Annotated in this window: 21 protein-coding genes; 9 read left to right on the top strand and 12 right to left on the bottom strand. The window is 72.3% G+C overall.

Annotated elements, in window-relative coordinates; genetic code table 11:
* Nucleotides 1-6: 6 nt before the first annotated feature.
* The 10 genes from hisF to hisD all read right to left on the bottom strand — a co-directional run bounded on the left by hisF (nt 7) and on the right by hisD (nt 6389).
* Entirely contained in the window at nt 7-777 is a 771-nt protein-coding gene (hisF, locus tag Mam01_RS02215; protein WP_204283715.1) for an imidazole glycerol phosphate synthase subunit HisF, read from the bottom strand.
* Between the two features lie 3 nt (nt 778-780).
* On the bottom strand, nt 781-1269 hold the full coding sequence (locus tag Mam01_RS02210; protein WP_239100964.1) for a RidA family protein: 489 nt from the start codon (nt 1267-1269) through the stop codon (nt 781-783).
* A complete protein-coding gene (priA, locus tag Mam01_RS02205; RefSeq protein ID WP_150933122.1) occupies nt 1266-1991 on the bottom strand; it encodes a bifunctional 1-(5-phosphoribosyl)-5-((5-phosphoribosylamino)methylideneamino)imidazole-4-carboxamide isomerase/phosphoribosylanthranilate isomerase PriA in 726 nt (241 codons plus the stop codon). The genes Mam01_RS02210 and priA overlap by 4 nt, the downstream gene beginning before the upstream one ends.
* Before the next feature lie 4 nt (nt 1992-1995).
* Nucleotides 1996-2358, bottom strand: a complete 363-nt coding sequence (locus Mam01_RS02200; protein WP_150933121.1) for a hypothetical protein — start codon at nt 2356-2358, stop codon at nt 1996-1998.
* Between the two features lie 68 nt (nt 2359-2426).
* On the bottom strand, nt 2427-2564 hold the full coding sequence (locus Mam01_RS02195) for a hypothetical protein (RefSeq protein WP_204283713.1): 138 nt from the start codon (nt 2562-2564) through the stop codon (nt 2427-2429).
* 61 nt (nt 2565-2625) lie between these two features.
* Entirely contained in the window at nt 2626-3258 is a 633-nt protein-coding gene (gene hisH, locus Mam01_RS02190; protein WP_204283963.1) for an imidazole glycerol phosphate synthase subunit HisH, read from the bottom strand.
* The gene (locus Mam01_RS02185) at nt 3255-3407 is read right to left on the bottom strand and encodes a CG2302 family histidine operon protein (protein WP_204283711.1); all 153 of its coding nucleotides are present in this window, start codon (nt 3405-3407) and stop codon (nt 3255-3257) included. Before Mam01_RS02185 ends, hisH begins: the two co-directional genes overlap by 4 nt.
* Nucleotides 3407-4012, bottom strand: a complete 606-nt coding sequence (gene hisB / locus Mam01_RS02180) for an imidazoleglycerol-phosphate dehydratase HisB (RefSeq protein WP_204283709.1) — start codon at nt 4010-4012, stop codon at nt 3407-3409. Before hisB ends, Mam01_RS02185 begins: the two co-directional genes overlap by 1 nt.
* Nucleotides 4009-5085, bottom strand: coding sequence for a histidinol-phosphate transaminase (locus Mam01_RS02175; RefSeq protein WP_204283708.1), 1077 nt, complete (start codon nt 5083-5085; stop codon nt 4009-4011). Before Mam01_RS02175 ends, hisB begins: the two co-directional genes overlap by 4 nt.
* Nucleotides 5082-6389, bottom strand: a complete 1308-nt coding sequence (gene hisD, locus Mam01_RS02170; protein ID WP_150933117.1) for a histidinol dehydrogenase — start codon at nt 6387-6389, stop codon at nt 5082-5084. Before hisD ends, Mam01_RS02175 begins: the two co-directional genes overlap by 4 nt.
* Nucleotides 6390-6602: 213 nt before the next feature.
* On the opposite strand from hisD, the gene Mam01_RS02165 reads away from it, so the two are divergent.
* The 5 genes from Mam01_RS02165 (at nt 6603) to Mam01_RS02145 (ending at nt 13525) form a co-directional block, all read left to right on the top strand.
* Nucleotides 6603-7367, top strand: coding sequence for a DeoR/GlpR family DNA-binding transcription regulator (locus tag Mam01_RS02165; RefSeq protein WP_204283706.1), 765 nt, complete (start codon nt 6603-6605; stop codon nt 7365-7367).
* A 257-nt stretch (nt 7368-7624) separates the two neighbouring features.
* The gene (locus Mam01_RS02160; protein WP_204283704.1) at nt 7625-8338 is read left to right on the top strand and encodes a maltokinase N-terminal cap-like domain-containing protein; all 714 of its coding nucleotides are present in this window, start codon (nt 7625-7627) and stop codon (nt 8336-8338) included.
* Nucleotides 8339-9210: 872 nt separating this feature from the next.
* Nucleotides 9211-11232 (top strand): HNH endonuclease signature motif containing protein, encoded by a 2022-nt coding sequence (locus tag Mam01_RS02155; protein ID WP_204283702.1) that lies wholly within the window; start codon nt 9211-9213, stop codon nt 11230-11232.
* A gap of 282 nt (nt 11233-11514) precedes the next feature.
* Nucleotides 11515-12012, top strand: coding sequence for a Cys-tRNA(Pro) deacylase (ybaK, locus tag Mam01_RS02150; RefSeq protein ID WP_150933113.1), 498 nt, complete (start codon nt 11515-11517; stop codon nt 12010-12012).
* 76 nt (nt 12013-12088) lie between these two features.
* Nucleotides 12089-13525: an amidase gene (locus Mam01_RS02145; RefSeq protein ID WP_239100963.1), complete on the top strand. Its 1437-nt coding sequence runs from the start codon at nt 12089-12091 to the stop codon at nt 13523-13525.
* A gap of 26 nt (nt 13526-13551) precedes the next feature.
* Here Mam01_RS02145 and Mam01_RS02140 read toward each other — a convergent pair whose 3' ends face one another.
* Both Mam01_RS02140 and Mam01_RS02135 read right to left on the bottom strand, forming a co-directional pair.
* Nucleotides 13552-14520, bottom strand: a complete 969-nt coding sequence (locus Mam01_RS02140; RefSeq protein ID WP_204283700.1) for an ArsR/SmtB family transcription factor — start codon at nt 14518-14520, stop codon at nt 13552-13554.
* Between the two features lie 68 nt (nt 14521-14588).
* Nucleotides 14589-15077, bottom strand: coding sequence for a hypothetical protein (locus Mam01_RS02135; RefSeq protein WP_204283699.1), 489 nt, complete (start codon nt 15075-15077; stop codon nt 14589-14591).
* Nucleotides 15078-15176: 99 nt separating this feature from the next.
* On the opposite strand from Mam01_RS02135, the gene murA reads away from it, so the two are divergent.
* The 4 genes from murA (at nt 15177) to Mam01_RS02115 (ending at nt 22210) form a co-directional block, all read left to right on the top strand.
* Nucleotides 15177-16481, top strand: a complete 1305-nt coding sequence (gene murA / locus Mam01_RS02130; protein WP_150933110.1) for a UDP-N-acetylglucosamine 1-carboxyvinyltransferase — start codon at nt 15177-15179, stop codon at nt 16479-16481.
* A 52-nt stretch (nt 16482-16533) separates the two neighbouring features.
* A complete protein-coding gene (locus Mam01_RS02125; RefSeq protein WP_239100962.1) occupies nt 16534-19164 on the top strand; it encodes a transglycosylase domain-containing protein in 2631 nt (876 codons plus the stop codon).
* A 96-nt stretch (nt 19165-19260) separates the two neighbouring features.
* A complete protein-coding gene (locus Mam01_RS02120) occupies nt 19261-19713 on the top strand; it encodes a hypothetical protein (RefSeq protein WP_204283697.1) in 453 nt (150 codons plus the stop codon).
* A 4-nt stretch (nt 19714-19717) separates the two neighbouring features.
* Complete coding sequence (locus Mam01_RS02115; RefSeq protein ID WP_204283695.1) at nt 19718-22210, top strand: tetratricopeptide repeat protein; 2493 nt, start codon at nt 19718-19720, stop codon at nt 22208-22210.
* The last annotated feature ends 105 nt before the right edge of the window (nt 22211-22315 follow it).

Raw genomic sequence — 22315 nt, 5'->3', positions numbered from 1 at the left:
GCGTGTTCAGCGGACCGGGTGACCGGCCGCCCGCAACGTGTCCTTGACCTCGTGGATCTTGAGCTGGCCGAAGTGGAAGACCGAGGCTGCCAGCACGGCGTCCGCTCCGGCCTCCACGGCGGGCGGGAAGTCCTCCAGCCGCCCGGCGCCGCCGGAGGCGATCAGGGGGACGCTGACCGCGGCCCGTACGGCCCGCAGCATCTCCAGGTCGTATCCCGCCTTGGTGCCGTCGCCGTCCATCGAGTTGAGCAGGATCTCTCCGACGCCCAGTTCCTCGCCGCGCCTGGCCCACTCCACCGCGTCGATGCCGGTCCCCCGGCGCCCGCCGTGAGTGGTCACCTCGAACCCGGAGGGCGTGGGCGGGCCGTCGACCACCCGGCGCGCGTCCACCGACAGCACGATGCACTGGGACCCGAACCGGCGGGACGCCTCGGTCAGCAGTTCCGGCCGGGCGATCGCGGCCGTGTTGACACCGACCTTGTCGGCGCCCGCACGCAGCAGCCGGTCCACGTCGTCGGCCGACCGCACGCCGCCGCCGACGGTCAGCGGGATGAAGACCTGCTCGGCCGTACGGCGGACCACGTCGAGCATGGTCTCCCGCTCCCCGGAGGACGCGGTGATGTCGAGGAAGGTCAGCTCGTCGGCGCCCTCGGCGTCGTACCGCGCGGCCAGTTCGACCGGGTCGCCCGCGTCCCTGAGGTTCTCGAAGTTGACGCCCTTCACGACCCGTCCGGCGTCGACGTCGAGGCAGGGGATGACGCGCACCGCAACCGTCATCGCTCAGCCCCCGCCGCCGCGTACCGCGCGGTACGCCTCGACCTCGACCTCGACCAGCATGCGGTGGTCGACGAGCCCGGCGATCTGCACGCTCGTGCAGGCGGGCCGCACGTCGCCGAAGATCTCTCCGTGCGCCTTGCCGACGGCGTCGAAGTCGGCGGCGTTCACGACGAACATGCGGGTGCGCACCACGTCGGCCCGCGTCGTGCCGGCCTTCTCCACGGCGTCCAGCGCGATCGAGAAGGCGGTGAGCGTCTGCCGGTAGGCGTCGCCCACGTGCTGCACCTCCCCGCCGACGGTGGCGGTGCAGCCGGACACGAGCACGTGCGGCCCGGCGACGACCGCACGGGCGTAGCCGTACCGGTCCTCCCAGGGACCTCCGGAGGAGATCCGGCCCTCGGGCATCTGCGCCGAGGGTGGCTGGACCGGCGCCTGTGCGGGCGCCTGGGCGGACGTCTGCGCGGACGTCTGCGCGGGTGTCGGGATGCTCATCCGGTCGTCACCGCCGCGAGTGCCTCCTGCAGCGTGAACGCCTGGGCGTACAGCGCCTTGCCCACGATCGCGCCCTCGACGCCGTCCGGCACGAGCGTCGCGATGGCCCGCAGGTCGTCGAGCGACGACACCCCGCCGCTGGCGACGACCGGGCGGTCGGTCCGCGCGCAGACCTGGCGCAGCAGGTCGAGGTTGGGACCGCGCAGCGTGCCGTCCTTGGTCACGTCGGTGACGACGTAGCGGGGGCAGCCCTCGGACTCCAGGCGGTCGAGGACCTCCCACAGGTCGCCGCCCTCCTTCGTCCAGCCGCGGGCGGCCAGCGTGGTGCCGCGCACGTCGAGCCCCACGGCGATGCGGTCGCCGTACTCGGCGATCGCCTTGGCGCACCACGCCGGGTCCTCCAGCGCGGCGGTCCCGATGTTGACCCGGCGGCAGCCGGTGGCCAGCGCGGCCTCCAGCGAGGCGTCGTCGCGGATCCCGCCGGACAGCTCGACCTGCACGTCGAGCCTGCCCACGACGGAGGCCAGCAGCTCGCGGTTGCTTCCCCGGCCGAACGCCGCGTCGAGGTCGACCAGATGGATCCACTCCGCGCCGGCCTCCTGCCAGGCGAGGGCGGCGGCGAGCGGGTCCCCGTACGAGGTCTCCGTCCCCGCCTCGCCCTGCACGAGGCGTACGGCCTGGCCGTCGGCGACGTCGACGGCTGGGAGCAATACGAGCGACATTGGGTCATGACCTCCGGTCGAAAACGATGGTGACGAGCACCGGGAGCAGCAGGATCGAGCCGAGGAAGACGCCCAGCCGGGCCATCCACGACTCGAACAGGATCCAGGCGAGCGCCTGGACGAGGAACCACAGTGTGACCGCGACCCCGTTCTCGGTGCGGCGGCGGCGGGCGAGATACCCCCGCTGCCGGGCGACCCGCACCGGGCGGGCGGGCCGCGGGAGCACCGCGGCCCTGATGGGTCCGACGAGCCTGTCGCGCAGCTCGCGCCGCCTGGCGGCTCTCGCCTCGCGTTCGGCGCGGGCCGCCGCGAGGCGCTCGCGCTCGGCCTCGCGCTCCGCCCTCCGGCGGGCCCGCTCCTTGCTCATCGAGCCTCCCGCCCAGGTCTCTCGGTCACGGCTCTGTTCTTGTGGTCACGACTGTGTGCAAGCTGTGTTCACGGCTGCGATCGGGCCTGGTCGCAGCCGTGATCAGGGCTCTGGTCACGGTTATAGCCCGGCCCGGTCGCATTCACGTCCGTTTCCGGGCTCATTCCCAGGTCGGTGCCCATCTTCTTGCCTGTCTTGTTGTTCATGTCGCGCGCCGCCGCTCCCCAGTGTCGCACCGCCGTACCGGGATGCCGCGTGCCGCGCCTCTCACAGCGTGGTGAGCCAGTTGGACAGCAGCCGGGCGCCCGCGTCCCCGGACTTCTCCGGGTGGAACTGGGTCGCCATGAGCGGCCCGTTCTCGACGGCGGCCACGAACGGCACGCCGTGCTCGGCCCAGGTGACCAGCGGTGCGCGGAAGCCGTCGCCCGTCTGGAGCAGCCACTCCCGCACGCCATAGGAGTGCACGAAGTAGAAGCGGGTCGCCTCGTCCAGCCCCTGGAACAGCACGCTGCCCTCGGGGGCGGTCACGGTGTTCCAGCCCATGTGGGGCAGCACGGGCGCGTCGAGCCGCTCGACCGTGCCCGGCCACTCGCCACAGCCCTCCGTGTGGACGCCGTGCTCGACGCCCTTGCCGAAGAGGATCTGCATGCCGACGCAGATGCCGAGCACCGGCCGGCCGCCCGACAGGCGGCGCCCGACGATCTGGTCGCCGCGCACGCTCTTCAGCCCCTCCATGCAGGCCGCGAACGCCCCGACCCCGGGGACGACGAGCCCGTCCGCCTCCAGGGCCGCGTCGAAGTCGGCGGTGACCGTCACGTCGGCGCCGACCCGGGCGAGCGCCCGCTCCGCCGACCGGAGGTTGCCCGATCCGTAGTCGAGCACCACCACGCGCCTGCTCACTGCCACCACATCACTCCCGCGGTCAGGGCCAGGGCCGCGCCGACGCCGGCGAGCGCCGCCAGCAGCTTGATCCCCTGCCGGATGCCGGAGACGACCCCGCCGATCAGGAAGAGCGCGATGAAGATCATTCCTCCGGACGCGAAGGTCATCAGAGGACGCCCTTCGTGCTGGGCACCCCGGTCGCCCTCGGATCCCGCTCCGACGCCTCCCGCAGCGCCCGCGCGAGCGCCTTGAACTGCGCCTCCACGATGTGGTGCGCGTTGCGCCCGTACGGCACGTGCACGTGGAGGCAGACCGCCGCCTGCGCGACGAACGACTCCAGGATGTGCCGGGTCATGGTCGTGTCGTAGTCGGGCCCGATCATCGGGGCCATGCCCTCGGGCTCGGTGTGGACGAGGTACGGCCGGCCGGACAGGTCGACGGTGACCTGCGCGAGCGCCTCGTCCAGCGGGCAGGAGGCGCTGCCGAACCGCCGGATGCCCGACTTGTCGCCCAACGCCTCACGGAACGCCGCGCCGAGCGCGATCGAGGTGTCCTCGATCGTGTGGTGGGCGTCGATGTGCAGGTCGCCCTCGGTCTTCACGGTGAGGTCGAACAGGCCGTGCTTGCCCAGCTGGGCGAGCATGTGGTCGTAGAATCCGACGCCGGTCGCCACGTCGACGATCCCGGTGCCGTCGAGGTCCACCTCGACCAGCACCGACGTCTCCTTCGTCGTACGCTCGACCCGCCCGCGGCGCTCGTCGATCTCGGTCATGCGAGGACCCCCTCCAGCGCGGCGCGGAACGCCGCCATCTCTTCCGGCGTGCCGACCGACACGCGCAACCAGCCCGCGGGCCCGGTCTCCCGGATCAGCACCCCGCGCTCCAGCAGTCCCTCCCAGACGGACCGCCGATCGGGAAACCTGCCGAACAACACGAAGTTGGCGTCAGAGTCGGCGACCGTCAGGCCGCGTCCCCTCAGCCAGTCCACCGCGGCGTCCCGCTCGCCGCGCAGCGCGTCGACCGTGCCGAGCAGCTCCTCGCGGTGCGCGAGCGCCACCCGGGCCGCCGCCTGGGTCAGCGTGGACAGGTGGTAGGGCAGGCGGACCAGCAGCAGGGCGTCGACCACCGCCGGATCGGCGGCGAGGTAGCCGAGCCGGGTGCCGGCCATCGCGAACGCCTTGGACATGGTCCGCGTCACGATCAGCCGGGGATTGCCGGGCAGCAGCGTCAGCGCCGACGGCGTGCCGGTCCGGGCGAACTCCGCGTACGCCTCGTCCACGACGACCATGCCGGGCGCGGCGGCGAGGACCCGCTCGATGACCTCCAGCGGCAGGGACGTGCCGGTCGGGTTGTTCGGCGAGGTCAGGAACACCACGTCGGGGCGGTGCTCCTCGATCGCGGCCACGGCGGCGGCGGGGTCGAGCGCGAAGTCCTCCTCGCGCAGTTCCTCGATCCACCGCGTGTTCGTGCCGCCCGCGATGATCGGGTGCATCGAGTAGGACGGCTCGAACCCCATGGCCGCGCGGCCGGGGCCGCCGAACGCCTGCAGGATCTGCTGGATGATCTCGTTGGACCCGTTGGCCGCCCACATCTGGCGTGCGGTCAGCCCGTGGCCGAGGTAGTCGGCGAGATCCTTGCGCAGCTCGACGGCGTCCCTGTCGGGATAGCGGTTGAGCGTGGCCCCGCCCTGCCGTACGGCCCGGGCGAGGTCGTCGATCAGCGCGGCCGACGGCGGGTAGGGGTTCTCGTTGGTGTTGAGCTGCACCGGCACGTCGAGCTGCGGCGCGCCGTACGGGTGTTTGCCGCGCAGGTCGTCGCGGATCGGCAGGTCGTCGAGGGTCGTCATGAGGGCACTTCCCAGTCGAAGCGGGCGCGGACGGCGGCGCCGTGGGCGGGCAGGTCCTCGGCGTCGGCGAGCGCGCAGACGTACGGCGCGGCCCCGGCCAGCGCCTCGCGGCTGTAGTCGACGACGTGGATGCCGCGCAGGAACGTCTGCACCGACAGCCCCGAGGAGTGGCAGGCGCAGCCGCCGGTCGGCAGCACGTGGTTGGACCCGGCCATGTAGTCGCCGAGCGACACCGGCGCGTACGGCCCGATGAAGATCGCGCCGGCGTTGCGCACGCGGGCGGCGACCGCGGCCGCGTCGGCGGTCTGGATCTCCAGGTGCTCGGCGGCGTAGGCGTCCACGACCTTCAGGCCGTCCTCGACGTCCGAGACGAGCACGATGCCCGACTGGCGGCCGGCCAGCGCCTCGGTGATGCGCTCGGAGTGGCGGGTCGCCGCGACCTGGCCGGGCAGTTCCTTCTCCACCGCGTCGGCCAGCTCGGGGCTGGTGGTGACCAGGACGGCCGCCGCGATCACATCGTGCTCGGCCTGACTGATCAGGTCGGCGGCGACGTGGGCGGGGTCGGCGGTCTCGTCGGCGAGGATCGCGATCTCGGTCGGGCCGGCCTCGGAGTCGATGCCGATGCGGCCCTTGAGCAGGCGCTTGGCCGCCGCCACCCAGATGTTGCCCGGGCCGGTCACCATCGCGACCGGGCGGCACTCCTCGGTGCCGTAGGCGAACATCGCCACCGCCTGGGCGCCGCCCACCGCGTACACCTCGTCGACGCCGAGCAGCGCGCAGGCGGCGAGGATCGTGGGGTGCGGCAGCCCGCCGAACTCCTTCTGCGCGGGCGAGCTCACGGCCAGCGAGCCGACCCCGGCCTCCTGGGCCGGGACGACGTTCATGACCACGCTGGACGGATATACGGCCCGGCCGCCGGGGACGTACAGCCCCACGCGGTCGACCGGCACCCAGCGCTCGGTGACCGTGCCGCCCGGCACGACCTGTGTGGTCGTGTCGGTGCGCCGCTGGTCGCGGTGGACCAGGCGGGCGCGGCGGATCGACTCCTCCAGCGCGGCGCGCACGGCCGGGTCCAGCTCCGCGAGCGCGCGGGTGATCGCCTCGGCGGGCACCCGGGCCGACTCGACCTCGACGCCGTCGAAGCGCGCGGTCAGCTCCCGTACGGCCGCCGCGCCGCGATGGCGGACCTCCTCGCAGATGGGCCGCACCTTCTCCAGGGCGGCCTCGACGTCGAGTTCGGCTCGGGGCAGCACGTCGCGCAGGTCGCCGGGCAGGGACCCGCGCAGGTCGATACGGGAAATCACCGTTCCAGTCTACGGACGACCACAGGCGCATCCGTGTGTGTCCAGCATTCGGGACGGGCGTTTCACCGGCGCGCGTACCCCTCCGGAGCTGGGACATCGTGCCGGTTGCCCGGATTCGGGCCCGGCACTTGACAGGTTTTCGGGCACCGATCCACACTCTCGGGCGACATCGGTCATGTTCGGTCGGCCTGGAATGGCCGGAAAGAGGGTCGTGTGCTTCCCGCCCAGCGCCACCAGCGGATCATCGAAACCCTCGGGCGGAAGGGGACCGTACGCACCGAGGACCTCGCCGCGCTGCTCGGCGTGTCCCACGAGACCGTACGGCGCGACCTGGCGGTCCTGGAGCGCCGCGCGCTGCTGGTCCGCGTGCACGGCGGGGCAACCTCGGCGCCGTCGGGCACCGGGGAGGAGCTGTCCTATCTGGAACGCTCGACCAGCCAGTCCGAGGCGAAGGCCGTGATCGGCGGGCTCGCGGCGGGGCTGCTGCGGCCGAGGCAGACGGTGATCATCGACGTGGGAACCACCGCGGTCCACCTGGCTCGGGCCGTTCCCCCGTCGTTCCGCGGGGTGGTCGCCACCTGCTCGCTGCTGGTGGCGGCCGAGCTCGCCGGCCGTCCCGGCGTCGAGGTGCTCGTGGCGGGCGGGCGCGTCCGGCAGGGCGACCTGGCCGTCTCCAACGCCCGGACGGTGGAGTTCTTCGAGGACCTGCGCGCCGACGTCGCCTTCCTCGGCTCGGGCGGGGTGGACGCGCACGCCGGGCTGACCGACTATTTCCTGGACGAGGTCGCGACCAAGCGCGTGATCCTCGCCCGCACCGCGCGGACGTACGTGCTCGCCGACACGGAGAAGCACGGCAGGGTCGCCGCCTACCGGGTGTGCGGCCTGGACGGCCCGTCCGGTCTCGTCACCGACGCCGAACCGTCGCCCGCCCTCGCGTCCGCCCTGGCCAGGGCGGTTACGGAGGTGATCTCCCCCTGACCGGCCGGCCACCGGGCCCGACACCGACGAGCCGTTCATCGGGCTGACCGTCCAGGCTGACTGTCCAGGCTGTTTACCCGGGCTTGCCCTCCGGGCTTTCCGTCCCGGCTTGCCGTCCGGACGGCGCTCGGCCCGGCACGCCCGATGAGCCGCCCCCGTGTGAGACGATGATCGTTACCAGCGGATCGTTCCCGGCCTGTGACGCCAGGACCTGGGGGCGGCATGGTGACGAGATCGCGACGGAGGGCCTTCGAGCTATGGCTGTCATCCACAAGACCACGCTGACGCCCGGCAAACTGGAACTCCTCACCTCGTGGCTTCCTTCCCAGCCCTGGTACGAAGGCGGGGAGCGCCACCCGGAGCTCGCCAGAGCCGGCGGCTTCCGGCTCGACGACCCGCAGGGCGAGGTCGGCATCGAGTTCATGGTCGTCACCGACGACTCCGGTGACGAGACGCTCTCCTACCTCGTGCCGCTCACCTACCGGGGGGCGCCGCTCGACGGAGCGGATCATGCCCTCATCGGCACCACGGAGCACGGGGTCCTCGGACCGCGGTGGGTCTACGACGGCACCCATGACCCGGTCCTCGTCGCACAACTCTTGGCACTCCTCCAGGGCGAGGCCGAGCCGCAGGCCCAGAGCGAGAGCAACACCACCGACCCCACCGTCGTCAGCGGCTTCACGGGACCTCGGATCACCGGCCCGGTCACCTCGACGGCCGCGACCAGCGGACCGCGATGCACCGACATCGCCGTACGGGCAGGTACGGTCGCGCCGGAAGGCACGGAAGGCGCAGGGGAGGGTCCGCAGCGCGACCAGGACGGAGGACTGGTGATCCGGGTGAACCGTGTGCTGCTGCCCGGCGAAGAGGACACGACGGGGGCTCAGGGACACGTGACGGCCGGCTGGCGCCTGCCGGACGGCACCGATGCCCGCAGCGTGTTCGCCACCGTCCGGACCACAACCCCCTGACGCACCCCGCGCCCCGCACCCCGCACCCCGCACCCCGACCACACCAACCCGCCGACACCGCCCTTACCGCTGTCCCTACGCCTGCCTGCCCCTGCCGCATCCTGAACAGACAGCACCGAAGCCAGGCGACCGCCCGCCGCCGCTCAGAACGCACCGCCCCCGACGCGACCCGCGCCCCGGCCACACCGCCCGACCGCGTCCTCGCCCCTGCCGCATCCTGACCAGGCGGCACCGAGGCCAGGCGCCTACCTGCCGCCGCCCAGAACGCACCGCCCCCGACGCGACCCGCGCCCCGGCCACACCGCCCGACCGCGTCCTCGCCCCTGCACCGCCCTGCCGCGCCCCTGAGCTTGAACATCATCCCGGGACGGCACCGAGGTCCCGGGCCTATTCGCCGCCGTCCGGCGCGTGACGCCCCGACGCACCGTTGCTCATCAGCCTTGTCCCGCAGCGTGTCCGTCCCCGCCGTCCGCTGACGCACTGCCGCATCCAGTTCACGGCCCTCGCGATGGAGGCCGGCCAAGTGACCGCCTCAGGCACAGGTGCGACTTCACGGCGCGCCTGGATCCAGCCCTCCCAGGCCAGGCCACCCACCCCTTTACTTGTCGCCGCAGCCTGCCCACGCCAACTCGCCGCAGCGCTCTACCACGCACTTATGCGGCGGCGATCACGCGCCTCTCCCCCGCCGGCGGGCTGTTCCAGGTGCGGCTACGACGTGGAGCGAAACAGGCAATTAGTAAAAATGCCCCGGAGAATTGATTCGATCGACGACAGCCTGCAGCTCCAACAATGTAGCTGGCAAGACTGTTCTCGCCAACAGGGGCATGGGAGAATTCATACAGGCTTTCGAGTTTCCAAACGGGGGAGGTGCCATGGGTCTGTTCGGCTTTGGTCCTGGCGACCTTCACCGTTCGAATAATTGCGACGACGCCGAACGCGGAGCAACCGGCAGTGGGACGGCCGGTCCTGGCACGGGCCGCGGATACAACAGCAGCGGACCGGATTGCGGATCCAGTGACCGTGAATTCGACCGCACCGGATTCGGGGATACCGGATTCGGGGGTACCAGGGCTTCGGCGGACTCGGACACCGACGGTCGTAGCAACCACCGGGAACGGTCGTCCTGGATGCTGGTGGCATCGTTGCGCGAGACGGCGCAGGCGTTGGCGTTGATGCCGGCCCCGGATGCGGCGGAGATCTGTCTGGCCGAAGCCGAGGACCTGCTGTTCGCCCGCGACCGGATTATGAGTGCGCTGGCTGAGCGCGTCGGCCGCGTACATCGAACGGGGCAGGCCAAGCAGCATGGGCACGCCTCGACGCGGACCTGGCTGCGCACCGCTGGGGGAATGAGCACGCCTGAAGCGAGTCGTATGCTGACCCTCAGCGAGGAGCTGACCCGTCTGCCGGAGGTGGCGCGGCGGTTCGCCACGGGCGAGATGGCGGCCGGGGTGGCGGAGGCTATCTGCGCCGCGACGGCCGGGCTGTCGGATGACAATGCAGCGCTGGCCGAGCCGATTCTGGTGGAATTGGCCGAAAAGGCGACCGCCGCGGAAGTGTCCAAGGCGGGACGGTATCTGCGGGCGCTGCTGGATCCCGACGGGGAAGAGCAGGATGAGCAAGCCGACTACCAGCGGCGCTTCATGACGGTACGCCCCACCAAGAACGGCGGAGTGGAAGGGCAGTTCTACCTTCCCCGCGAGGCGGCCGCGCGCCTGATGACGTTGCTGCAGACCTATGGCAAGCCCAGGGCCGAGGGAGATGACCGGCCGCGACGGGTACGCAACGCGGACGCGTTCATCGCGCTCCTCGGGCAGAAGGTCGCCGCTGAGCTTCTCGTGATGGTCAGAGCGGAGTCCCTTCCCAACGACGACCCCCTTCCCTCCGACAGCACTGTCTCCGCCGACGGCACTGGTTCCGGCAAGGGACCGGCCCCCGCCGACGGTCCCGCTTCCGGCAAGAGGCCGTCCCCCGCCGACGGTCCCGCTTCCGACAAGGGGCCCGTCCCTGACGGCGACCCTGTTCCTGCCGGAAATCCGGTTCCCGTGAAGAAGGCCGAACCCGACTGCTCTGGGTGCAGCGGCCCGGACAGCACCGCTGCGGCCGATGACGATCCTGCTGGCCGGGTTTCCGATGACAGCCCCCTAACCAGGCGCGTCCAGCCTGCCCACGGCGACGGCGTTCCCGCTCCCGCCGACGGTGTCTCCGCCACCCCTTCCCCCGCCACGACCAGCCCCGCCGCCGACGGTGCATCCGTGGCCCAGCAAATTTGGCCTGGACAAGGCAGGCATGAGCAGACCACGGCCGCAGGAGCAACCCCGGAGGAACCGGAGGGGACACCAGCCGGGTCGGAGGCAACCCCGGACGAACCGGAGGGGACACCAGCCGGGTCGGAGGCAACCCCGGACGAACCGGACGGGCCACCAGACGAACCGGAGGGAGGGCCGGGTACACCGACGGCTTTGGCGTGGGCGCTGCTCGGGACCGCGCCCGGGCTGTTGCTGGCCACCGGGCAGATGCTCCCCGTTGCCAGCGTGCATCGTCTGGCTCGCACCAGTGCCCTGGTACGGATCGTGATGGATGCCGACGGGCAGGTGCTCGACATGGGCCGCAAGGTCCGCCTCGCCACGCCCGCACAGCGCCGGGCGGTCTTCGCCCGGTACGCCACCTGCTGGGTCGAGGGCTGCCCCCTGCCCGCCACAATGTGCGAGATCGACCACGCGGACAACTGGTGCAGCGGCGGGCTTACCGACCTGAAGCTGCTGGGACCGGCGTGCCAGTTCCACAACCGTGACCGCTACCGCCGTCCCGGCCGCTACTTGCGCCGGAAGGTCGGCGAAGATCGCTGGGCCTTCACCTTCCTTGGCCGCTTCGCTTCCTTCCGGCAACGCGAATGAACCCGCTGGTACGGCCGGCCCTGGCCCGCCTGCTCGGCTTTCTGGCTGTCTGCCTCGGCCAGTTCGGCAGGGCAGGCTCGGCACGGGCAGGCTCGGCGTGCAGTCGTGGCCGGGCGAGTGCAAAAACGGCGGGGACGGCGGGATGCAGCGGCAGTAGGGACCGCGGGACGGCAGGGGCCGCACCGGCAGGGGCATCACAGCGACCGCGGCGTGGCGGGAACAGCGGGACGGCAGGGGCACTGGGACGGGAACGTCGGGGGTGCCGCCGTTAGGCTTGCGGTCGTGAGCAAGACCAAGAGCAAGGGCGGCCAGAGCACTCCGGCGACGGTCGCCCTCACGCAGGCGAAGGCGGAGTTCACCCTCCACCCCTACGACCACGACCCGAACGCGCAGGCGTACGGTGAGGAGGCGGCCGACGCGCTCGGAGTGCCGTACGAGCGGATCTTCAAGACGCTGGTGGCGGAGACCGAGGCGGGCCTGGCGGTCGCGGTCGTGCCGGTGGCGGGCAAGCTCGACCTCAAGGCGTTCGCGGCGGCGCTGAAGGGCAAGCGGGCGGCGATGGCCGACGCGGCCAAGGTCGAGCGGACCACCGGCTACGTCGTCGGGGGCATCAGCCCGCTCGGCCAGCGCAAGCGACTGCCGACCGTGGTGGACGAGTCGGCGCTCGGCTTCGAGACCGTCTACTTCTCCGCCGGGCGGCGTGGCCTGCAGATCGAGACGGCACCGGAGAACCTCGTCCGGCTCGCGCAGGCGGTGACCGCCCCCATCGCCAAGCTGTGAACCTGTCGACTGTTGCCATCGCCGGTACGGCTCACCCGCCTCGACACTGGCGATAGCCGGAGGGATCGGGGGAAGTGTGAGCGAACACGGCGAACAGGCCGGCCACGACAGCGGGGCGGCGGACCTGACGGCGACGGAGATGGCCGCGCTGCTGCGGGCGCGGGAGGTGAGCGCCGTCGAGCTGACGCAGGCGTGCCTGCGGCGAATCGAAGAGACGAATCCGCAGGTCAACGCCATCGTGACACTTATCGCGGAGCGGGCGCTCGACCAGGCCGCGCGGGCCGACGAGGACCTCGCACGTGGCATGGTGCACGGGCCGCTGCACGGCATCCCGGTCGCGCACAAGGACCTCGCCGACACCGCCGGCGTGCGGACGACGTACGGCTCGCGGGCGTTCGCCGACCATGTGCCCGTCGAGGACGATCCCCTGGTGCGCCGCATCCGCGAGGCGGGCGGGATCATGCTCGGCAAGACGAACACCCCCGAGTTCGGCACCGGGTCCCACACGGTCAACGAGGTCTTCGGCGCGACGCGCAACCCCTACGACCTGTCGAAGAGCGCGGGCGGCAGCAGCGGCGGGGCCGCAGCGGCGCTGGCCTGCCGGATGGTGCCGCTCGCCGACGGTTCGGACATGGGCGGTTCACTGCGCAACCCCGCGTCCTTCTGCAACGTGGCGGGCCTGCGGCCGACTCCCGGCCGGGTGCCGTCGAAGTCGCCGACGGCGGCCTGGTTCACGTTGAGCGTGGCGGGAGCGATGGCCCGTACGGCCGGTGATCTGGCACTGTTCATGTCGGCCATCGCCGGGTTCGACCCGGTCTCGCCGCTTTCGATTCGTGAGGACGGGTCGGCGTTCGCGGAACCGCTGGACATGGACCTCACATCCGTCCGGGTGGCTTTCAGCCCCGATCTCGGGGGCTTGCCGGTCGACCCGCGTACCGCGGCGGCGACGGCGCGGGCGGTGGAGGAGCTGACCGGCCTGGGCGTGAAGGTCGAGCAGGTCGACCTGGACCTGTCCGACGCGGAGGAGGCGTTCCGCGTCTACCGGTCGTGGCACTACGCACTCGCCTTCGGCGACTTCCCCGAGGTGGGCCCCAACGTGGCGTGGAACGTGGAGCAGGGACGGAAGGTCACCGGGGCCGAACTCGGGCGGGCCGAGCGCCTGCGCACCCGGCTCTGGCACCGCATGCGGCGCTTCTTCGGCCGGTACGACTTCCTCGTGGCGCCCGTCAGCCAGGTGCCGCCGTTCCCGGTCGAGCAGCCGTACGTCACGGAGGTGGCCGGGGTGGAGATGCCCGACTACCTGGCCTGGATGCGCTCCTGCTACTGGATCAGCGTGCTGCACGCGCCCGCGATGTCGGTGCCCTGCGGTTTCACGTCCGACGGGCTCCCGGTCGGCCTGCAGATCGTCGGCCGGCCGTGGGCCGACATGGACGTCCTGCGCCTCGGGCACGCCTTCGAGCAGGCGACCGGCTTCTGGCGGACCGCTCCCCGCCTGCCCGAGCCGACCGGCTGAACGGCTGAACGGCTGACCGGCAGGTGCTATCCGGCGGCGGCGTCGCCCCGCAGGAGGGCCTCTCCCAGCGGGGTCAGCGCGTGCAGGACGGCTCCGCCGGCCCGGGTCGTGGCGACCAGCCCGGCGTTGCGCAGGACCGTGGCGTGCTGGCTGGCGGAGGCGAGGGACACCCCCACCCGCTCGGCCAGGGAGGTCGTCGTCGCCGGATCGCGCAGCGCGGCCAGGACCGCGGCCCGGGTGCGCCCGAGCAGCGGGCCGAGGGCGTCGGCGAAGCCGGTCCGGTCGTTGTGGCACAGCGGGTAGACCAGCACGGTGGGCTGGTCGGGCCGCCAGGCCAGCAGGGACGTCGGCGCGAAGTACGAGGGGACCAGCAGCAGCCCGCGGCCGCACAGCGGGACGTGGTAAGCGAGCGGTGAGGGAATCTCCAGCACGGGGGGCCGCCAGCGCCACCATGGGTTGATCGTGGCGAGCAGCGCGTCGATACCGCCGCGGAGCAGGGTCTCGGCCCGCAGGGAACGGTCGGCGGCGACACCGGCCTGGACCAGCGGCCAGATGGGGGCCAGTGACGAGCCGAAGTAGGCGTGCAGGTCGGCGGTGAGCGTCCGCCGCGCCGCGGCGTCCCCGGAGGCCAGCTCCCGCAGCCAGCGGCTCGGCCTCGGAGACGGGAGCAGTTCGCTCAGGTCGGCGGCGAGCAGCGTCGCGGGCACCTGGCCGACCAGCTCGACTCCGGTGGCGAAGTCACGCGCCTCCGGCTGCAGCAGGAAGTCCGGGAGGAAGCCGTCGGGCGGGACCACCTCCAGGAGCACGCCCGCCCGCGCCGCCAGGCCGCCCTTCACCACGTGGCGCAGCCGCCGCAGGCCGGGGCTCGACCGGCTCCCCCCGCCCGGCCCGGTACGCAGCCGCCGCACGCTGAGGGCTGTTTCCAGCACCGCGTCCGGAGTGGCGGCGACGGTGATCTGGCGCAGGTCGGCGTCGGTGAACTCCAGTCTCAGCATGACACTGATCACGATACTGCCGGGAAAGAGCCGGCCCGCGGGCGTGAGGCCGCACACCGCCGGTGGCGTCAGCCTTCGCGCTGACGGTAGCTCACGGCGAACTCGACGACCCAGAAGACCGCGGTGGACAGCAGGGGCCAGGCGAACAGCACGCCGTACGCCGTCACTCCCAGGGACGTCGTGGTGGTGAAGCCGCCGGGTCCCGCCGCCTGGACGGTCCCCTTCGCGGAGGTGCCGGCCATCAGGGCGACATACCCGGCGAGCAGGCCGCCGGCGGCGAGCCCCACGAGCATCTCGACCGGCGGGTGGCGGCGCGACAGCACGTAACCCACGATGCCGGAGGCCAGGCCGAACGCGCCGGTGACCACGGCGAACCAGCCATCGGCCTCGATGAGCGACTGCGTCTCCGGGTCGACGGGCTGGCGCGTCCCCTCGAAGATCACGTAGCGGGTGGCGGGGGCGAGCACCGACCACACGTACCCGGCGACGACGCCGAGGAGGGCCAGCACCAGGACGGTCACGACGACGGTCGCCAGATTGCCCCTCACATGCCGCACCGTCCCGATAGTACTCACATAGCGATCGAATTCGGTCCCGTACTCTTGCAGGACCGAGTGCGGGGGACGCACGGCATGGGTGGGGCCAAGGGAGGCCGAGTGAGCGAAGAGGTTTGGCAGATCGACCCGTCGGGCCCGTTGCGGGGCGACGTGGAGGTCAGGGGATCGAAGAACGCGGTCTCCAAGCACATGGTGGCGGCGATGCTCGGAACCGGTCCGAGCACCCTGCAGAACGCGCCCGAGGTCGGCGAGGTGGGGCTGACCGCCGCCATGCTCGAAGCCCTCGGCATCCACGTGGACATCACCCCCGGTGAGATCACCATCGAGCGGGGCAGCGACATCCGGCCGCGGGTCCCGGAGGAGTACACCGGCCTCAACCGCATCCCGATCCTGATGCTCGGCCCGCTGCTGCACCTGGCGGGCGAGGCGTTCGTGCCGCTCGTCGGCGGCGACCCGATCGGCAGGCGGCCGGTGAACTTCCACGTCGAGGCGCTGCGGTCGATGGGCGCCGAGATCGAGGTCGGCGACAACGGCATCACGGCCAAGGCGGCCCGATTGCGCGGCAGCCGCATCTCGCTTCCCTACCCCAGTGTGGGCGCGACCGAGACGATCCTGATGACCGCCGTCCTCGCCGAGGGCAAGACCGTCATCAAGGGCGCCGCCATGGAGCCCGAGGTGGTCGAGCTCGCGCTGTTCCTCCAGCGCATGGGCGCCATGATCGAGCTCAGCCCCGACCGGCGCATCGTCATCGAGGGCGTCGAGCGCCTGCACGGCGCCTCCACCTGGCTGGCCGGCGACCGCATCGAGGCGTTCTCGTACCTCGTGGCGGGGCTGGTGACGGGCGGCGAGGTGCGAGTGCACGGCTGCCACCAGGACCGGCTGGTCACGGCCATCACGACGCTCGCCAGGATGGGCGCGCGGTTCGAGATAACCGACGACTGGCTGTGCGCCTCGGCCCCGGACGGCCTGCGCGCGGCGGCGGTGCAGACCGACACCCATCCCGGTTTCATGACGGACTGGCAGACGCCGCTCATGGTGCTGTTCACCCGCGCCGAGGGCATGTCGGTGCTGCACGAGACGGTCTTCGAGAACCGCCTGGTGTACGTGCCCGCGCTGCAGAAGATGGGCTGCGAGATCGAGGTGTTCGCCCAGTGCCTCGGCGGACCGGCCTGCCGCTACCACGACACCAACGCCAAGCACTCGGCGGTCGTGCGGGGCATCTCCAACCTGCGCGGGGCCGACGTCACGCTGCCCGACATCCGCGCCGGGTTCTCCGCGGTGCTGGCCGCCGCCGTCGCCGAGGGCACCTCGACCCTGCGCGGCGTCAACCACATCGAACGCGGATACCACAGGCCGTTCGAACAGTTCACCTCTCTGGGGTTGAAGATCAACAGGCTGACGTAAAGCTTTCCGCCTCCCGGGTTTGGGAGAACGCCGGAGGTCGCACTGATATCCCGTGACCTCTCGTCTCCTCGGCCACGCTGGTCTCGGGCGTGTCAGTCTCGGGCGCGCCCTCCTCTCGCTGAGCCTGTGCGGCGCGGCCGGAGGCGGACTGGTCGCCGGGCTGGTCATGCCCTTCGTGGGCGGGGCCGGCCTGGCGGCCAAGCGTGCCGCGTCCGCGTTCACCGAGCTGCCCGCGCCGCTGCGGGAGGAGCCGCTGCCCGAGATGACGCGGCTGCTCGACCGCGACGGCCGGCAGATCGCCCAGTTCTACTACCAGAACCGGCAGTCGGTGCCGCTGAGCGCGGTCGCCCCGGTCATGCGGCAGGCCATCGTCGCCATCGAGGACTCCCGGTTCTACGAGCACGGCGGCCTCGACCTCAAGGGCACGCTGCGGGCGCTCGTCACCAACACCCAGGCGGGCGGCATCCGGCAGGGCGGCTCGTCCATCAGCCAGCAGCTCGTCAAGAACATCATGCTGACCCAGGCCGAGACGGAGCAGGAGCGCGCGCAGGCCCTCGTACGCACCTTCCGCCGCAAACTGGACGAGCTGCGGTACGCGCTGGCGCTGGAGCGCAAGTACACCAAGGACCAGATCCTGGAGCGCTACCTCAACATCGCCTACTTCGGCGCGGGCGCCTTCGGCGTCCAGGCGGCGGCCCGGCGGTTCTTCGGGGTCGACGCCGCCGACCTCACGCTGACGCAGGCGGCCACGCTGGCCGGCGCGGTGCGCACGCCGTACGACACCGACCCGTCCCTGGGCGACGACCACAGAGGGCGGCTGCGCGCCCGGCGCGACCTCGTCCTGAGCCGGATGGCCGAGCTCGGGCTGATCGGCCGGGACCAGGCCAGTGACGCGGCGGCCGCGCCGCTGGCGCTCCACCTGCGTCCCGAGCCCGGCGGCTGCGCGGGCAGCACGTACCCCTTCTTCTGCGTGTACGTCGAGCGGGAGGTGCTGACGAACCCCGCGTTCGGCTACACCAGGGCAGACCGGGAGCGACGCCTCCAGCGGGGCGGCCTCACGATCTGGACGACCATCGACCCCGCCGCGCAGCGGGCCGCGGACCGGGCCCTCGCCGCGCGGGTCAGCCCGCGCGACAACCAGGTGGCGTCCGAGACGATGATCGAGCCGGGCACCGGGCGCATCCGCGCGATGGCGGTGAGCAAGCGGTACGGGCGCAACCCGCACGACCGCGCCCTCGGGCGCAACACCACCTACAACCTCGCGGCCGACGTCGCGCACGGCGGCGGCCTCGGCCTCCAGGCGGGCTCGACGTTCAAGGTGTTCACGCTGGCCACCGCGCTGAAACAGGGGATGCGGTTCGGCGACGGCTTCACGATCCCCGGTTCGTACGTCCCGTCGTACGGCTACCGCGACTGCTCGGGCCGGGCGGTGAACGACCCCCACACGGTCATCCACAACGCGGGCGGTGAGGGCGGCGGCGGGCCGTACAGCCTGGAGATGGGCACCTGGCAGTCGGTCAACATCTTCTACATGCGACTGGAGCGCGAGGTGGGGCTGTGCGACGTGGTCGCGACGGCCCGGTCGCTCGGCATCCGGCGCGCGGACGGCTCGCCGCTCCGCGAGGTGCCGACGTTCACGCTGGGCGCCAACGAGATGGATCCCACGACCGTGGCGGCGGCGTACGCGGCGCTGGCCGCGCGCGGCCGTTACTGCAGGCCGATGGCCATCGCGGCGGTGGTGGAGCACGACGGCACCCGGACCGAGGTGCCGTCCGCCTGCGTGACCGCGCTGGAGCCGGCCGTCGCCGACGCGGTCAGCCACGTGCTCACGGGGGTGTTCACCAAGGGCACGATGCGCGGGCAGTCCATCGGCCGTCCCGCCGCGGGCAAGACGGGCACGAACAACGGCTACACCTCGGCCTGGTTCGCGGGGTACACGCCCAGCCTGGCCGCCGCCGTCAGCGTCGGCGACATCCGCGGCTCCTACCGCTATCCGCTCACCGGCGTCACCATCGGCGGCCGGTACTACGGCTCCGTGCAGGGCGCCTCGCTGCCCGGCCCGATCTGGGTGGACTCCATGCGCGCCGCCCTGCGGGGCATTCCGGCGCACGGCTTCACCCCGCCGGACATGTCCAGGTTCGGCGGCGGCTTCACGCCGGGCCTGAAGGAGGCGCTGGAGAAGCAACGCAAGAAGCAGGAGAAAGAGAAGAAGAAGCGGGAGGCCGAACACCGGCGGCACGACGACGCCGCGTCCCAGGCGGGCGGGCCGGCGTCCGGAGGCGCGGGGACCCCGGGGAGCCGGGCCACCCCCGCACCCGGAAACGGCAGCCACCCCCTGGCCGCCGGAAGGCTCCCCTTCTCCGCCGGAAGCGGCCGGGTTCCTTTGGCCGCGGGAGGCAACCAGGCGGCCGCCGCCGTTTCCCCGATGCGCTTCCCGGCGGCCGGCCACGATTTCTCCCAGACCTTCGCCCGGATGTTCAGCCCTGACGTGGCCCGCACCTTCGCCCGCATGTTCGGCCACAACCCGGCGGTAGCTTCCACCGCCCACTCGCCAGTCCGTGGCTCCGCTCGCCGCCCGCCCCGCCGTACGGGTTCGGTCGGCGCGCCGGCGGCCACCGGCAGGACGAGCCGCGCCCGCCTCCACGCCGCGTCTCCCCGAAGCACCCCGCGAAGCGGTCACTGAAGCGCTTGGCCGCACCCCTGTGGCGGCCACTGCGGCAGGCGGCGGAAAGTCAGCGAACCGTCCACCCGAAAGCCCCGGCCCGACAATAGTGGGGATATGCGCGGACGTATCCTCACATGGGTCGGCGGGATCACCGCACTCGGTGCCGGCGCGGCGCTCGTCGTGTACCTCTCCTCGGTCGGCCTGGACAACGCTGACAAACTCGCGAGCGTGATCGGGCTCTTTGTCGGCCTCGTCAGCCTGGCCGCCGGAGTCTGGGGGCAGGTGCTGACCCGCCGGGAGCATGCGCGTGCCCCGGCGAGCGGCACGGGCGCTCCGGGGAACGACGCCCCGAAAAGAGCTGCCGCCGGAACCGGGACTGGTGCTGGCACTGGTACTGGTACTGGTACTGAGAGCAGCGTCGAAACAGGCGCGATGAGCGGCGGAGCGCACTACGAGATCAGCGGCGGCACGTTTCACGGACCGGTCATCCAGGGGCACACCATCACGGGACCGGCCGTCTCCGGTCCCGGCTCCGCCGCCCCCGGCGAGCGCGCGGGGCAGGACTGAACGCGTGGCGGCCGACCGCTACACGATCAGCGGCGGGCTTTTCCTCAACGCGGTGACCCAGGGCGACAACATCACGGTTCAGCTTCCGCCGGAGGTGACCCCGGCGCTGTCCGGTGCGCCCCCGCCGACTGAGGGGTTCACAGGCAGGGACACCGAGCTTGCCGCACTGCTCGATGTGCTCGGCCCACCTGAGCGCACCGCTTCCCAGGACGCCGCTTCCGAGGACGCCGCTTCCGAGGACGCCGGTACCGGTACGGGCGACGGGCCGCTCCGCCCTCGCATCGCCCTCGTCACGGGCCTCGGCGGCGCGGGCAAGACCGAGCTCGCCCTGCAGGCCGCGCACATCGCGAGAGAGCGCGGCTGGTTTCCCGGCGGCGTGCTGTTCACCGACCTCCACGGATACAGCGACCCCCAGGGCTACAGCGACCCCCACGACCACGCCTCCCACAGCCACCCCGATGCCGAGCACGGCGACCAGCGCGGGGCGCAGCCGGGGCGGGTGCTCGGCGGGCTGCTGCGGGCGCTGGGCCTGGACCCCGAACGCATCCCCCCGGACACCCAGGACCGTGCCCGGCTGTTCGCGACGGTGCTGGACGCTTACGCCGGGGAGGGCCGCCCGGTCCTGCTGGTCCTCGACAACGCCTCCTCGGCCGAGCAGGTGCGGCCGCTGCTGCCCGGCAGCGGGAAGGTGCTGGTCACCTCCCGGCACACGCTGGACGTGGGCGCGCGCGTCTTCGACCTCGGCATGCTCGCGCCCCGTGCGGCCGTGGACCTCCTGGCCCGGCGGCTCCGCCTGGCCCGGGGTGACGCCGACACCCGGGTCGCCCGCGAGCCCGCCGAGGCGGCGGACATCGCCCGTCTGTGCGCCGGGCTTCCGCTGGCTCTGTGCATCGTCGCCGCGTTGCTCGCCGCCGATCCGGCCCGTCCTCTGCGCGCGATGGCGGAGGACCTGGAGGAGGAGGCCACCCGGCTCGACGAGCTGGCGTACGAGGACCGCGCGGTGCGCGCCGCCTTCGAGCTGTCCTACCGCCGGCTCGGCGCGGAGGAGGCCCGCGTATTCCGGCTGATGACCGCCTGCCCCGGCCCCGACCTGTCCACGGAGGCGGCCGCCGTCACCGCCGGCCTCGACGAGAGACCGGCCCGCCGCCTGCTGGAGTCCCTGCACCGCGCGCATCTCGTCGAGCGCGGCGACGCGTACGGCCGGTGGCGCATGCACGACCTCGTCCGCCTGTACGCCGGGGAGCGGGCACGCGACCGGTCCGGGCCCGACCGGCAGGACGAGGCGTTCGACCGGCTCCTCGGTCATTTCTGCGCCCGAATCTCCGCCGCCGTGGCGTGGCTGACCCAGCCGGAGGAGCGTGCCCGGCGAGAGTCGTCGTTCGCCTCGCGGGAGGAGGCGGTGGTGTGGCTGGACGCCGAGGCGCGGGTTCTCGCCGCGGCGGTCACCGCCGCCGCCGGACGTGGCGACTGGGAACGGTCACACGCCCTCGCGGTGAGCCTTCCCGCCTACTTCGAGTTCCGCCGGCTCACCGACGAGTGGCTCGCCATGGCACCGGTCGCCCTGGACGTGGCCAGACGGCTGGGGCCGCGCGCCGTGCTCGCGGTCGAGGCGAACCTGGGCAACGCTTATCGCCTCACGGGGTGCTACGAGGACTCGGTCACCCACCTGAGAACGGCCCTCGCCCTGGCCACCGACGAGCGGACCCGAGGCCGAATCATGCACAACCTCGGGCTGACGTACATGCGGATGGGGTTCCTGGCGAAGGCGGAGGACTGCCACCGCCGCGACCTGCGCATATGCACCCTTGCGGGTGATCTGCGCGGCAGGGCGCACGCGGCCGTCGCACTGGGCGACACGTTGCGCGCGAGGCGGCGTCACGCGGAGGCGGCGAAGGTGCTGACCGAGGCCGTCGGGCTGCTCCAGCAGCTCGACACGCACGGGCTGGGCCATCCCGCCGCTCTCATGGAAGCGCGGATCAACCTCGCGCTCACTTATTTCGCGTGGCGCCCGAAGAGCACGTCGTCGTACATCCTGTGGCAGTTGTGCGCCGCCCTGGCCACCGCCCGTGACCTCGACGACCGGCCCGCGCAGGCCGTCATCTTCCTGAACCTCAGCACGGCGTACGCGAACAGGTGCGCCGTCTGCCACGGGCCGTCGGCCGTCGAGTGGGGCCGGCGGGCGGTCGCGCTCGCCGACGAACTCGGCGACACCGAAACGCGGGCCAGGGCGCTGTCGGCGCTCGGCCGTGCCGCCGGAGGCGAGGAGGGCAGGCGCTGCATGGCCGAGGCGCTGGCCCTTTTCGAGAAGCTCGGCGCCAAGCACGAGCTCCAGGCCGCGCGGCGTGTGCTCTCCGACCTCGCACATCCACCGCCGGACGACCAAGCCTGCATGGAGGGCGAGAGCGATCTCCTGGCGCGCGACTGGCTGGACGACCTCCCCCACGCCGTGCTGCGCGGCGACGACGGACGTTTCCAGGAGGTGCGCTTCGTCGGCTGACATCGGGCCCCCCGACTGAGCCCCTGCCCGGTTCCCTGGGCCGGCCCTCGGATGAGGCGGCGCTGAACGAGGCAGAGCCTCACGTGAGCAGAGCCTTATGCGAGC

The organism is Microbispora amethystogenes, from assembly GCF_016863015.1.
Taxonomy (GTDB): Bacteria; Actinomycetota; Actinomycetes; order Streptosporangiales; family Streptosporangiaceae; genus Microbispora; species Microbispora amethystogenes.
This window is presented reverse-complemented; position numbering and strand designations above follow the sequence as displayed.